This window comes from Streptomyces hawaiiensis (assembly GCF_004803895.1).
In the GTDB taxonomy this organism is placed as follows: domain Bacteria; phylum Actinomycetota; class Actinomycetes; order Streptomycetales; family Streptomycetaceae; genus Streptomyces; species Streptomyces hawaiiensis.
Genome location: NZ_CP021978.1, coordinates 3,913,809 through 3,926,396, shown reverse-complemented (window position 1 = coordinate 3,926,396; position 12,588 = coordinate 3,913,809). Strand labels below are relative to the sequence as shown.

Here is a 12,588-nt window from a genome sequence, read left to right as displayed (position 1 = left end):
GCTGGGGCGGGTAAGGCCCCGGCTGGGGCGAGTAGGGCTGCGGCCCGTTCGGGTCGTACGGCGGCTGCCCGCCCGGATTCCAGGTGCTCATCCTTGTGTCTCCCCCGACGCGTGACCAATGGAACGAGCGCGCGCCCAGAGTGTATTGACCTCGCCGCCCGAGAGCACGCTTCCGGCCACCCCGACAATTTCATGCAAGCACGCTTGATTGTTTCTGGCGCCGCTGCCATGCTCCTCAGCACGCCGCACCACCCCGCACACCGCCGTGCCCCGAGGGGAGCGCCCGTGTCCGATCCGACGTCCGTGATCGACGATCTGCGCGAGGAGAGCGAGGAACTCGACCGCCTCGTGGCCGGGTCGGCCGTGCGGCGGTGGTCGCTCGCGACCCCGGCGCCCGGCTGGACCGTGGCGCACCAGATCGCCCATCTCGCCTGGACGGACCGCTCGGCGCTGCTCGCCGTCACGGACGCCGACGGCTTCCGCGCGCTGGTCGAGAAGGCCCTCGCCGCGCCGGGCTCCTTCGTCGACGAGGGCGCCGAGGAGGGCGCCGCGCTCGCGCCCGCCGAACTGCTCACCCGCTGGCGCGACGGCCGTAGGGCACTGGAGAGGGCCCTGCGGGCCGCCCAGGCCAAGGCGCGCTTCCCCTGGTACGGACCGCCCATGTCGGCCGCCTCCATGGCGACGGCCCGTCTCATGGAGACCTGGGCCCATGGGCAGGATGTGGCCGACGCCCTGGGTGTGGTGCGCCCACCTACCGACCGGCTGAGGCATGTGGCCTGGCTCGGGGTGCGGACCCGGGACTTCGCGTACGGCGTGCACGGCCTGACCCCGCCCGCCGACCCCTTCCGCGTCGAACTGCGCGCCCCCTCCGGCGACCTGTGGACGTACGGCCCCGAGGACGCCGCTCAGTGCGTCACCGGGCCCGCCCTGGACTTCTGCCTCCTGGTCACCCAGCGCGCCCACCGCACCGACCTCGCTCTGCGTGCCGACGGCCCGGACGCCGACCGCTGGCTGGACATCGCGCAGGCCTTCGCGGGACCACCGGGCGGCGGACGCCCGCCGAAGGGGGCCGTCTCGTGACGCCCGTGCGCAGCGGCGAGGAGGCGGCCTCGTGACGACCCTGCGCATCGGCAACGCCTCCGGCTTCTACGGCGACCGCTTCGACGCGATGCGCGAGATGCTCACCGGCGGCGAACTCGACGTCCTCACCGGTGACTACCTCGCCGAGCTGACCATGCTCATCCTCGGCAGGGACCGCCTCAAGGACCCCGCCGCCGGATACGCCCGCACGTTCCTGCGGCAGCTGGAGGACTGCCTCGGGCTCGCGAACGAGCGGGGCGTCCGGATCGTCACCAACGCGGGCGGTCTCAACCCGGCCGGACTCGCCGACGCCGTGCGGCGGTCGGCCGGCCGGCTCGGCATCCCCGTGCGCGTCGCCCATGTGTCGGGCGACGACCTCACCACCGCCCATCCGGGGAGCCTCGCCGCCCACGCCTACCTCGGCGGCTTCGGCATCGCGGAGTGCCTGCGGGCGGGCGCCGACGTCGTCGTCACCGGGCGGGTGACGGACGCGGCCCTGGTCACCGGTCCCGCCGCCGCCCATTTCGGATGGACACCGCGCGACCACGACCGGCTCGCGGGTGCGGTGGTCGCGGGGCACGTCCTGGAGTGCGGGGCGCAGGCCACCGGCGGCAACTACGCCTTCTTCCGGGACGGCGACGTGCGCCGCCCCGGCTTCCCGCTCGCCGAGCTGCACGAGGACGGCAGCTGCGTCATCACCAAGCACCCCGGCACCGGCGGCTTCGTCGACGTCGGCACGGTCACCGCCCAGTTGCTGTACGAGACGGCCGGTGCCCGGTACGCGGGGCCGGACGTCACCGCCCGGCTGGACACCGTACGGCTGACCCAGGACGGGCCCGACCGGGTGCGGATCGAGGGCGTACGCGGGGAGGCGCCGCCGCCCACCCTCAAGGTCGGCCTCAACCGGCTCGGCGGCTTCCGCAACGAGGTCGTCTTCGTGCTCACCGGCCTCGACGTCGACGCCAAGGCCGCTTTGGTGCGGGACCAGATGGAACCCGCCCTCGGCAAGGTCGCCGACGTGCGCTGGGAGCCGGTCCGCACCGACCGGCCCGACGCCGGCACGGAGGAGACGGCGAGCGCGTTGCTGCGGCTCGTCGTCCGGGACCCGGACCAGGAGACCGTGGGGCGTGCGCTGAGCGGGGCCGCGGTGGAGCTGGCGCTCGCCAGTTACCCGGGCTTCCATGTGCTGGCACCACCAGAAAAGGGCTCGCCGTATGGGGTGTTCGAGGAGGTGTACGTCCCCCAGGTCGGAGTCGACCATGTGGCGGTCCTCCATGACGGAGACCGGGTTCCGGTGCCGCCGCCCCACGACACCCTCGTACTCGACGACGTTCCCGAGCCTGCGCTCCCCGAGCCGCTGCCGCCCGGGCCGGTGACAAGGGCCCCCCTCGGCCTCGTCGCGGGCGCCCGCAGCGGGGACAAGGGCGGCAACGCCAACGTCGGGGTGTGGGCGCGCACGGACGACGCCTGGCGCTGGCTCGCGCACGAACTGACCGCCGACCGGTTCCGGGAGCTGATCCCCGAGAGCCGCGAGCTGACCGTCGTACGGCACGCGCTGCCGAACCTGCGCGCCCTCAACTTCGTCGTCGAGGGCATCCTCGGCGCCGGCGTCGCCGCCCAGCACCGCTTCGACCCGCAGGCCAAGGCCCTCGGCGAATGGCTGCGCTCCCGCCACCTGGACCTGCCGGAGGCCCTTCTGTGACCGTCCTGACCGCCGCGCTCGACCCCGCGGGACCCGACCACCGGGCCAACCGCGAGGCCATGCTCGCCAAGCTCGCCGAACTCGACGCCGAGCACGCCAAGGCCCTCGCGGGCGGCGGCGAGAAGTACGTCGCACGGCACCGGGGGCGCGGCAAGCTCCTCGCCCGCGAGCGCATCGAGCTGCTCCTCGACCCCGACACGCCCTTCCTGGAGCTGTCCCCGCTGGCCGCCTGGGGCAGCGACCACACCGTCGGCGCGTCCCTCGTCACCGGCATCGGTGTCGTCGAGGGCGTGGAGTGTTTGATCACCGCCAACGACCCGACCGTGCGCGGTGGCGCGAGCAACCCCTGGTCACTGAAGAAGGCCCTGCGCGCCAACGACATCGCCCTCACCAACCGGCTGCCCTGCATCAGCCTGGTGGAGTCCGGGGGCGCCGACCTGCCCTCCCAGAAGGAGATCTTCATCCCCGGCGGTGCCATCTTCCGGGACCTCACCCGGCTCTCCGCCGCCGGCATCCCGACCGTCGCGGTCGTCTTCGGCAACTCCACCGCCGGCGGCGCCTACATCCCCGGCATGTCCGACCACGTGATCATGGTCAAGGAGCGGGCGAAGGTGTTCCTCGGCGGTCCGCCGCTGGTGAAGATGGCGACGGGGGAGGAGAGCGACGACGAATCCCTGGGCGGCGCCGAGATGCACGCGCGCGTGTCGGGCCTCGCGGACCACTTCGCCGTCGACGAGCCGGACGCGCTGCGGCAGGCCCGCCGCGTGGTCGCCCGCCTCAACCACCGCAAGGCGTACGAGGATCCGGGCCCCGCCGAGCCGCCCCAGTACGACGCGGAGGAGCTTCTGGGTATCGTCCCGGGCGACCTGAAGAGCCCCTTCGACCCGCGCGAGGTCATCGCCCGCATCGTCGACGCCTCCGATTTCGACGAGTTCAAGCCCCTGTACGGGACGAGCCTGACGACCGGCTGGGCGACCCTGCACGGCTACCCGGTGGGGGTGCTGGCGAACGCCCGGGGCGTGCTCTTCAGCGAGGAGTCCCAGAAGGCCGCCCAGTTCATCCAGCTCGCCAACCAGCGCGACATCCCCCTGCTCTTCCTGCACAACACCACCGGCTACATGGTCGGCAGGGAGTACGAGCAGGGCGGCATCATCAAACACGGCGCGATGATGATCAACGCCGTCAGCAACTCGAAGGTCCCGCATCTGTCCGTGCTGATGGGCGCCTCCTACGGAGCCGGCCACTACGGCATGTGCGGCAGGGCCTACGACCCCCGCTTCCTCTTCGCCTGGCCCAGCGCCAAGTCGGCCGTGATGGGCCCGCAGCAGCTCGCGGGCGTGCTGTCGATCGTCGCCCGCCAGTCGGCCGCCGCCAAGGGGCGGCCCTACGACGAGGAGGCGGACGCGGCACTGCGCGCCATGGTGGAGCAGCAGATCGAGTCCGAGTCGCTGCCGATGTTCCTGTCCGGGCGGCTGTACGACGACGGCGTCATCGACCCGCGCGACACCCGCACCGTCCTCGGCCTGTGCCTGTCCGCGATCCACACCGCCCCTTACGAGGGCGCGCGCGGCGGCTTCGGCGTCTTCCGGATGTGAGGCAACAGATGTTTTCCACCCTGCTGGTCGCCAACCGGGGCGAGATCGCCTGCCGCGTCTTCCGCACCTGCCGCGACCTGGGCATCCGCACCGTCGCCGTGCACTCGGAGGCCGACGCCGGCGCCCTCCACGCACGCGTGGCCGACGCGAGCGTACGACTTCCGGGGGAGGCCCCCGCCGACACCTATCTGCGCGGCGACCTGATCGTCAAGGCCGCCGTCGCGGCCGGCGCGGACGCCGTGCACCCCGGCTACGGCTTCCTCTCCGAGAACGCCGGCTTCGCCCGGGCCGTCCTGGACGCGGGCCTCGTCTGGATCGGCCCGCCCCCGCGGGCCATCGAGGCGATGGCCTCCAAGACCCGTGCCAAGCAGCTCATGGGCATCCAGCCTCTCACCGAGGTCACCGAGGTCACCGAGTCCGATCTGCCCGTGCTGGTGAAGGCGGCGGCGGGCGGCGGCGGCCGTGGCATGCGCGTCGTACGGCACCTGGCGGACCTGGAGGCCGAGCTGGCCGCCGCCCGCGCGGAAGCGGCGAGTGCCTTCGGCGACGGCGAGGTCTTCGTCGAGCCGTACGTGGAGAACGGCCGCCACGTCGAGGTGCAGATCCTCGCCGACACCCACGGCACGGTCCGGCCGCTCGGCACCCGCGACTGCTCCCTGCAGCGCCGCCACCAGAAGGTGATCGAGGAGGCCCCCGCGCCCGGCCTGTCCGCCGCCCTTCAAGACGAGCTGTGCGCTCTGGCCGTGCGGGCCGCCCGGGCCGTGGACTACGTGGGCGCCGGAACGGTCGAGTTCCTCGTCGCCGACGGCCAGGCGCACTTCCTGGAGATGAACACCCGCCTCCAGGTGGAACACCCCGTCACGGAGGCCGTCTTCGGCATCGACCTGGTGGCGGAGCAGATCCGCATCGCCGAGGGCCACCCCCTCGAAACCGACCCTCCACGCGCGCGTGGCCATGCCGTGGAGGCCCGCCTGTACGCCGAGGACCCCGCCCGCGACTGGTCCCCGCAGACGGGCACCCTGCACCGTCTCTCCGTCCCCGAGTCGGTCCGCCTGGACACGGGCTACACCGACGGCGACACGATCGGCGTTCACTACGACCCCATGCTCGCCAAGGTCGTAGCTCACGCCCCCACCCGCACGGAAGCCGTCCGCAAGCTCGCCTCCGCCCTGGAACGCGCCGTGATCCACGGCCCCGTCACCAACCGCGACCTCCTGGTCCGCTCCCTGCGCCACCCCGAGTTCACCGCGGCCCGCATGGACACCGGCTTCTACGACCGGCACCTGCCGGACCTGACCGAGCCGTCCCCCGACCCCCACGCCCCCCTGGCAGCCGCCCTCGCCGACGCCCACGGTCGCTCCCGCTTCGGCGGCTGGCGCAACGTCCCCTCAGCACCGCAGACCAAGCGGTACCTGATGGCGGGCCAGGAGCACGAGGCCCGCTACCGGCACACCAGGCAGGGGCTGGAGGCGGACGGGGTGCGCGTGGTGCACGCCGACCCGCGTCTGGTCATCCTCGACGTGGCCGGGGTGGAGCGGAAGTACCAGGTCACCCACTACGGCAGCCAGGTCCACGTCAACACCACCGCCCTGACCGCCCTGCCGCGCTTCCCCGACCCCGCCGCCCAGCACGCCCCCGGCTCCCTCCTGGCCCCCATGCCGGGCACGGTCGTCCGAGTCGCCGACGGCCTCACGGCAGGCACACCGGTGAAGGCGGGCGAGCCCCTCCTCTGGCTGGAGGCGATGAAGATGCAGCACAAGATCACAGCACCGGCGACGGGAACGCTGACCGACCTGTGCGTCGTACTCGGACAACAGGTGGAGCCGGGCGCGCTTCTGGCAGTGGTGAAGGAGGCCCCGTAAGGGGCGCGGGGAACTGCGCGACAAGCCACGACGAAGGAGTCACATGCCCACGATCGAAACCGACGACCACAAGGCCCTGCGAGAAGCCGTCGCCGCACTCGGCAAACGCCACGGCCGCGGAGGCGACACCGAGCAACTCTGGTCCGACGCGGGCAAACTCGGCTACCTGGGCGTCAATCTCCCCGAGGAGTACGGAGGCGGCGGCGGAGGGATCTGCGAACTCTCCATCGTCCTCGAAGAGCTCGGCGCTGCCGGCTGCCCCCTCCTGATGCTGGTGGTCTCACCCGCCATCTGCGGCACGGTGATGGCCCGCTTCGGCACGGACGCCCAGAAACAACAGTGGCTCCCGGGCCTCGCCGACGGCACCCGCCTCATGGCCTTCGGCATCACCGAACCCGACGCCGGCTCCAACAGCCACCGCATCACCACCACGGCCCGCCGTGACCCAGACACCGGAGGCTGGCTCCTCACCGGCCGCAAGGTCTTCATCTCCGGCGTGGACATCGCGGACGCCACCCTCATCGTCGGCCGCACCGAAGACGCCCGCACCGGCCGCCTCAAGCCCTGCCTCTTCATCGTCCCGCGCGACACCCCCGGCTTCACCCGCCGTCCCATCGACATGGAACTCCACGCCGCGGAGAAGCAGTTCGAACTGGTCCTGGACGACGTACGGCTGCCCGCCGACGCCCTGGTCGGCGACGAGGACGCGGGACTCCTCCAGCTCTTCGCCGGCCTGAACCCCGAACGCGTCATGACGGCCGCCTTCGCGATCGGCATGGGCCGCTACGCCCTCGCGAAGGCCATCGAGTACGCCCGCGAGCGCACCGTCTGGAACACGCCCATCGGCGCCCACCAGGCCATCGCCCACCCCCTCGCCCAGGCGCACATCGACCTCGAACTCGCCCGCCTGATGATGCAGAGGGCCGCCGCCCTCTACGACGCGGGCGACGACCCGGGCGCCGGAGAGGCCGCCAACATGGCGAAGTACGCCGCCGGTGAGGCCTGCGTGAAGGCGGTCGACCAGGCCGTGCACACCCTCGGCGGCAACGGCCTCACGCGCGAGTACGGCCTCGCCTCGCTGATAACGGCCGCACGCGTGGCTCGTATTGCCCCGGTGAGCCGGGAGATGATTCTCAACTACGTCTCCCACCAGACTCTCGGCCTGCCCAAGTCGTACTGAGGTGTCCTTGAGACGGCCCGCGCGCGAGGAGGAACCCGCCATGTTCCGCAGCGAGTACGCAGACGTCCCGCCCGTCGAACTGCCCATCCACGACGCGGTCCTGGCCCGGGCCGCCGAGTTCGGCGACATCCCGGCGCTGATCGACGGCACGGACGGCACCACCCTCACGTACGAACAGGTGGACCGGTTCCACCGGCGCGTCGCCGCCGCCCTCGCCGAGGCCGGTGTCCGCAAGGGCGACGTCCTCGCCCTGCACAGCCCCAACACCATCGCCTTCCCGACCGCCTTCTACGCGGCCACGCGCGCGGGTGCCACCGTCACCACCGTGCACCCGCTCGCCACCGCCGACGAGTTCGCCAAGCAACTGCGGGACTCGGCGGCCCGCTGGATCGTCACCGTGTCACCGCTGCTGGACATCGCGCGCCGGGCCGCCGAACTCGCGGGCGGGATACGCGAGATCTTCGTCTGCGACAGCGCGAGCGGCCACCGCTCCCTGATCGACATGCTGGCCTCGGCGGCCCCCGAGCCCCAGGTCGCCATCGACCCCGCCGAGGACATCGCGGCCCTGCCGTACTCCTCCGGGACCACCGGCGTCCCCAAGGGCGTGATGCTCACCCACCGGCAGATCGCCACCAACCTCGCCCAGCTCCACCCGGCGGTCCCCGCGGCCCCGGGAGACCGGGTGCTGGCGGTGCTGCCGTTCTTCCACATCTACGGCCTCACCGCCCTGATGAACGCACCGCTCCGGCAGGGCGCCACGGTCGTCGTCCTGCCCCGCTTCGACCTGGAGCAGTTCCTCGCGGCCATCCAGAACCATCGCATCACGGCCCTGTACGTGGCCCCGCCGATCGTCCTGGCCCTCACCAAGCACCCGGCCGTCACGCAGTACGACCTGTCGTCCCTGAAGTACATCATCAGCGCCGCCGCGCCCCTGGACGCCCGCCTCGCCGCCGCCTGCTCCCAGCGCCTGGGCCTGCCGCCCGTCGGACAGGCCTACGGCATGACGGAACTGTCGCCCGGCACGCACGTCGTCCCCCTGGACGCCATGAGCGACGCCCCGCCCGGAACCGTCGGCAAGCTCATCGCCGGAACCGAGATGCGCATCGTCTCCCTCGACGACCCCGGCAAGGACCTGCCCGCGGGCGAATCCGGCGAGATCCTCATCCGCGGCCCGCAGATCATGAAGGGCTACCTCGGCCGCCCCGACGCCACCACCGCGATGATCGACCCCGACGGCTGGCTGCACACCGGGGACGTGGGCCATGTCGACGCGGACGGCTGGCTGTTCGTCGTCGACCGGGTCAAGGAACTCATCAAGTACAAGGGCTTCCAGGTGGCCCCCGCCGAGCTGGAGGCCCTCCTCCTCACCCACCCCGGCATCACCGACGCCGCCGTCATCGGCAGGTACGACGCCGACGGCAACGAGGTCCCGCACGCGTACGTGGTCCGCCGGCCGTCCGCCGCGGACCTGACCGAGGCGGAGATCATGATGTACGTCGCCGAGCGCGTGGCCCCCTACAAGCGGATCCGCCACGTCACCTTCATCGTCGGCGTGCCCCGCGCGGCCTCCGGCAAGATCCTCCGCCGACAGCTCAGGAAGAGCGCATGACGTTGATCGCCCGCACCCGCGCGCGTGCCGTGGAAACCCTGTCCCTCGACTCACCGCAGAACCGCAACGCCCTCTCGGCGGCCCTGGTCGGCGAACTGGCCGGCGCGCTCACCGACGCCGGCAAGGACAGCGCCGTCCGCGCGATCGTCCTCACCCACAGCGGCAACACGTTCAGCGCGGGCGCCGACCTGAAGGACCCCCCGCCCCCCGAGGCGCTGGCCGCCCTGCTGCGGCAGATCATCGAGCTGCCCAAGCCGGTCGTCGCCCGCGTCACCGGCCACGTCCGCGCGGGCGGCCTCGGCCTCCTCGCCGCCTGCGACATCGCGGCCGCGTCCACGGCGGCCACCTTCGCCTTCACCGAGGTCCGCATCGGGGTCGCCCCCGCGGTCATCTCCCTCCCGCTCCTGCCCCGCACGAACCCGCGCGCCCTGTCCCGCTACTACCTCACCGGCGAACGCTTCGACGCGACGGAAGCGACAGCGACCGGCCTGCTCACCACCTGCGCCGACGACGTCGACACGGCCCTGGCCCCCATCCTGGAAGGCCTGCGCAAGTCCGCCCCCGGCGCCCTGGCCGAGACGAAACGGCTGCTCACGGCTAGGGTGCTGGAAGCCTTCGACCGGGACGCCGCCGACCTGACCGCGCTCTCGGCCCGGCTGTTCTCCTCCCCGCAGGCCCGCGAGGGGATGACGGCCTTCCTCGAACGACGGGATCCGGCATGGGTGGTGTGAGCACGGTCGACCGTGCGGAGAGAGTCCCCAAGCAGGACCGCAGCCGGGCCACCCGGCAGCGGCTCCTGGAAGCGGCCGTGTCCTGCCTCGCCGAACACGGCTGGGCGGGTTCCACCGTCTCCGTCGTCGCCGAACGCGCCGGCGTCTCCCGCGGCGCCGCCCAGCACCACTTCCCGACCCGCGAGGACCTCTTCACGGCCGCCGTCGAGTACGTCGCCGAGGAACGCTCCACGGCCCTGCGCGCCCTGTTCCCCGAGGGCGCGGCCGGAGACCGTCACGCCGTCGTCGCGGCCCTGGTCGACCTCTACACGGGGCCGTTGTTCCGCGCGGCCCTCCACCTCTGGGTCGCCGCCTCCAACGAGGAACAGCTCCGCCCCCGCGTCACCGAACTCGAATCCCGCGTCGGCCGCGAGACCCACCGCATAGCCGTCGACCTCCTCGCCGCCGACGAATCCGTCCCCGGCGTCCGCGAAACCGTCCAGGGCCTCCTCGACATGGCCCGCGGCCTGGGCCTGGCCAACCTCCTCACGGACGACGCGGCCCGCCGGGAACGCGTGGTGGCGCAGTGGGCGGGGCTGCTTGAGGAGATGCTGGGCTGAGGGTGTTGTCAGTGGCCGCGGCTACGGTTCCGGTATGGGTGATCACTTTCAGACGATCGTCGACCTCGACGCGACCGAGGCGGACGCCGAGCCGCTCGCACGACGGGTGGTGGACTGGCTCGTCACGGAGGGAATCGTCCTGGCCGAGCGCACATGAGGCCCCGGCCCCCTCACGGACTGAGCCGCTCCACCCGCCAGCTCCCGTCCGCCTGCTCCACGTACCGCAACCGGTCGTGCAGCCGGTTCTCCCGCCCCTGCCAGAACTCCACCGACTGCGGGGCCACCCGGAAACCGCCCCAGTTCGGCGGCACCGGCACCTGCTCGCCCTCCGGGTAGCGGGCGGCCAGCTCGGCGTACGCGCCGTCGATGTCGGCGCGGGTGGAGATCACCGAGGACTGGGCGCTGGCCCACGCCCCCAGCTGTGAGCCGTGCGGCCGGGTCCGGAAGTACGCCGCCGTCTCGTCCCGGCCGGTGCGCCGGGCGACCCCGGTGACGATGACCTGCCGGGCCATCGGGTGCCAGGGGAACAGCAGCGAGACGTACGGGTTCTCCGCCAGGTCACGCGCCTTGCGGGAGTCGTAGTTCGTGTAGAAGACGAAGCCCTGCTCGTCGAAGTGCTTCAGCAGCACCGTACGGGCGCTGGGCCGCCCCTCGGCGTCGGCCGTCGAGACGATCATGGCGTTCGGCTCGAACAGCCCGCCGTCCGTCGCGGCCTGTTGGAACCAGCGGGCGAACTGCTCGACGGGCGTGGCGGCCAGCTCGGTCTCGGAGAGCCCCTCGGCCCGGTACTGCTTGCGCATCGAAGCCAGATCGAAAGGGACGTCGTCGCGGTCGGTCACCCGGTCATCTTGCCGTATGGGCGGTGTCCTTCGTCACTGCGTGGCACTGAGTGCCGTGACCCCTCCCCAACGGTGGCACTCGGGGATATCGTTTCCGTGCCGTTCCGGTTGGGTGACCGCCAGCCGTACGGGGCATCACAGGGGCAGCCGGCCAGGACCGCGAGTCGCCTTGCGCGACCGTGGATCCACTGGACGGCCGCCCGCTTCGCAAGCTGACTGACACATGGTTCGCACGTCCCACCCCACATCACACCATCTGTCACTTCCATCACGAGGAGCCGCCTGATGTCCGACTTCGTACCCGGGCTCGAGGGAGTCATCGCGTTCGAGACGGAGATCGCCGAACCGGACAAGGAGGGCGGCGCACTCCGGTACCGGGGCGTCGACATCGAGGACCTCGTCGGTCATGTCTCGTTCGGCAACGTCTGGGGCCTGCTCGTCGACGGCGCCTTCAATCCTGGCCTGCCGCCCGCCGAGCCCTTCCCCATCCCCGTGCACTCCGGCGACATCCGCGTCGACGTCCAGTCCGCCCTGGCCATGCTCGCGCCGGTCTGGGGCCTCAAACCCCTCCTCGACATCGACGGCGAGGAGGCCCGCGAGGACCTGGCCCGAGCGGCCGTCATGGCCCTGTCCTACGTCGCCCAGTCCGCCCGCGGGCAGGGCCTGCCGATGGTCCCGCAGCGGGAGATCGACAAGGCCCAGTCCGTCGTCGAACGCTTCATGATCCGCTGGCGGGGCGAGCCGGACCCCAAGCACGTGGCGGCCGTGGACGCGTACTGGACGAGCGCCGCGGAGCACGGCATGAACGCGTCCACGTTCACGGCGAGGGTCATCGCGTCCACCGGCGCCGACGTCGCAGCGGCGCTCTCCGGCGCGGTGGGCGCGATGTCAGGCCCGCTGCACGGCGGCGCCCCTTCGCGGGTCCTCGGCATGATCGAGGAGATCGAACGCACGGGCGACGCGGAGGCCTACGTCAGGAACGCGCTCGACAAGGGCGAGCGCCTCATGGGCTTCGGCCACCGCGTCTACCGCGCCGAGGACCCCAGGGCCAGGGTCCTGCGCCGTACGGCCCGCGAACTGGGAGCCCCCCGCTTCGAGGTCGCCGAGGCCCTGGAGAAGGCGGCCCTCACGGAACTCCACGCCCGCCGCCCCGACCGCGTCCTCGCCACGAACGTCGAGTTCTGGGCGGCCATCGTCCTGGACTTCGCCGAGGTCCCGGCGCACATGTTCACGTCCATGTTCACCTGCGCACGCACGGCCGGCTGGTCCGCCCACATCCTGGAGCAGAAGCGCACCGGCCGCCTGGTCCGCCCCTCGGCCCGCTACGTGGGCCCGGGCACCCGCGACCCCCGAGAGATCGAGGGCTACGAGGCCATCACCCACTGACGCGC

At 72.3% G+C, this 12,588-nt stretch carries 11 protein-coding genes; 10 read left to right on the top strand and 1 reads right to left on the bottom strand.

Annotation, left to right across the window (positions count from 1 at the left end; all coding sequences use genetic code 11):
* Positions 1-285 precede the first annotated feature (285 nt).
* From CEB94_RS17905 to CEB94_RS41720, 9 genes are read left to right on the top strand one after another with little or no spacing between them, the layout of a single operon-like run.
* The gene (locus tag CEB94_RS17905) at positions 286-1,080 is read left to right on the top strand and encodes a TIGR03084 family metal-binding protein (RefSeq protein WP_175433196.1); all 795 of its coding nucleotides are present in this window, start codon (positions 286-288) and stop codon (positions 1,078-1,080) included.
* A gap of 31 nt (positions 1,081-1,111) precedes the next feature.
* A complete protein-coding gene (locus CEB94_RS17900) occupies positions 1,112-2,782 on the top strand; it encodes an acyclic terpene utilization AtuA family protein (protein WP_175433195.1) in 1,671 nt (556 codons plus the stop codon).
* Positions 2,779-4,377: an acyl-CoA carboxylase subunit beta gene (locus CEB94_RS17895; protein WP_175433194.1), complete on the top strand. Its 1,599-nt coding sequence runs from the start codon at positions 2,779-2,781 to the stop codon at positions 4,375-4,377. Before CEB94_RS17900 ends, CEB94_RS17895 begins: the two co-directional genes overlap by 4 nt.
* 8 nt (positions 4,378-4,385) lie before the next feature.
* The gene (locus tag CEB94_RS17890) at positions 4,386-6,239 is read left to right on the top strand and encodes an acetyl/propionyl/methylcrotonyl-CoA carboxylase subunit alpha (protein ID WP_175433193.1); all 1,854 of its coding nucleotides are present in this window, start codon (positions 4,386-4,388) and stop codon (positions 6,237-6,239) included.
* A 43-nt stretch (positions 6,240-6,282) separates the two neighbouring features.
* Positions 6,283-7,419: an acyl-CoA dehydrogenase family protein gene (locus tag CEB94_RS17885; protein WP_175433192.1), complete on the top strand. Its 1,137-nt coding sequence runs from the start codon at positions 6,283-6,285 to the stop codon at positions 7,417-7,419.
* A gap of 40 nt (positions 7,420-7,459) precedes the next feature.
* Positions 7,460-9,028, top strand: a complete 1,569-nt coding sequence (locus tag CEB94_RS17880) for a 4-coumarate--CoA ligase family protein (RefSeq protein ID WP_175433191.1) — start codon at positions 7,460-7,462, stop codon at positions 9,026-9,028.
* Complete coding sequence (locus CEB94_RS17875; protein WP_175433190.1) at positions 9,025-9,759, top strand: enoyl-CoA hydratase family protein; 735 nt, start codon at positions 9,025-9,027, stop codon at positions 9,757-9,759. The genes CEB94_RS17880 and CEB94_RS17875 overlap by 4 nt, the downstream gene beginning before the upstream one ends.
* A complete protein-coding gene (locus tag CEB94_RS17870) occupies positions 9,747-10,358 on the top strand; it encodes a TetR/AcrR family transcriptional regulator (RefSeq protein WP_175433189.1) in 612 nt (203 codons plus the stop codon). Before CEB94_RS17875 ends, CEB94_RS17870 begins: the two co-directional genes overlap by 13 nt.
* 34 nt (positions 10,359-10,392) lie before the next feature.
* A complete protein-coding gene (locus tag CEB94_RS41720) occupies positions 10,393-10,515 on the top strand; it encodes a hypothetical protein (RefSeq protein ID WP_281292596.1) in 123 nt (40 codons plus the stop codon).
* Between the two features lie 13 nt (positions 10,516-10,528).
* On the opposite strand, the gene pdxH is transcribed toward CEB94_RS41720, so the two are convergent.
* The gene (gene pdxH / locus CEB94_RS17865; RefSeq protein ID WP_175433188.1) at positions 10,529-11,197 is read right to left on the bottom strand and encodes a pyridoxamine 5'-phosphate oxidase; all 669 of its coding nucleotides are present in this window, start codon (positions 11,195-11,197) and stop codon (positions 10,529-10,531) included.
* A 285-nt stretch (positions 11,198-11,482) separates the two neighbouring features.
* Here pdxH and CEB94_RS17860 point away from each other — a divergent pair, with 285 nt between their 5' ends.
* A complete protein-coding gene (locus tag CEB94_RS17860) occupies positions 11,483-12,583 on the top strand; it encodes a citrate synthase 2 (RefSeq protein WP_175433187.1) in 1,101 nt (366 codons plus the stop codon).
* Positions 12,584-12,588: the final 5 nt, after the last annotated feature.

Excerpts from the sequence above, each read along its gene's own strand:
- CEB94_RS17890 (WP_175433193.1), top strand. The coding sequence starts at position 4,386 with ATGTTTTCCACCCTGCTGGTCGCCAACCGGGGCGAGATCGCCTGCCGC.
- CEB94_RS17885 (WP_175433192.1), top strand. The coding sequence starts at position 6,283 with ATGCCCACGATCGAAACCGACGACCACAAGGCCCTGCGAGAAGCCGTC.
- CEB94_RS17880 (WP_175433191.1), top strand. The coding sequence starts at position 7,460 with ATGTTCCGCAGCGAGTACGCAGACGTCCCGCCCGTCGAACTGCCCATC.
- CEB94_RS17875 (WP_175433190.1), top strand. The coding sequence starts at position 9,025 with ATGACGTTGATCGCCCGCACCCGCGCGCGTGCCGTGGAAACCCTGTCC.
- CEB94_RS17870 (WP_175433189.1), top strand. The coding sequence starts at position 9,747 with ATGGGTGGTGTGAGCACGGTCGACCGTGCGGAGAGAGTCCCCAAGCAG.
- CEB94_RS41720 (WP_281292596.1), top strand. The coding sequence starts at position 10,393 with ATGGGTGATCACTTTCAGACGATCGTCGACCTCGACGCGACCGAGGCG.
- CEB94_RS17860 (WP_175433187.1), top strand. The coding sequence starts at position 11,483 with ATGTCCGACTTCGTACCCGGGCTCGAGGGAGTCATCGCGTTCGAGACG.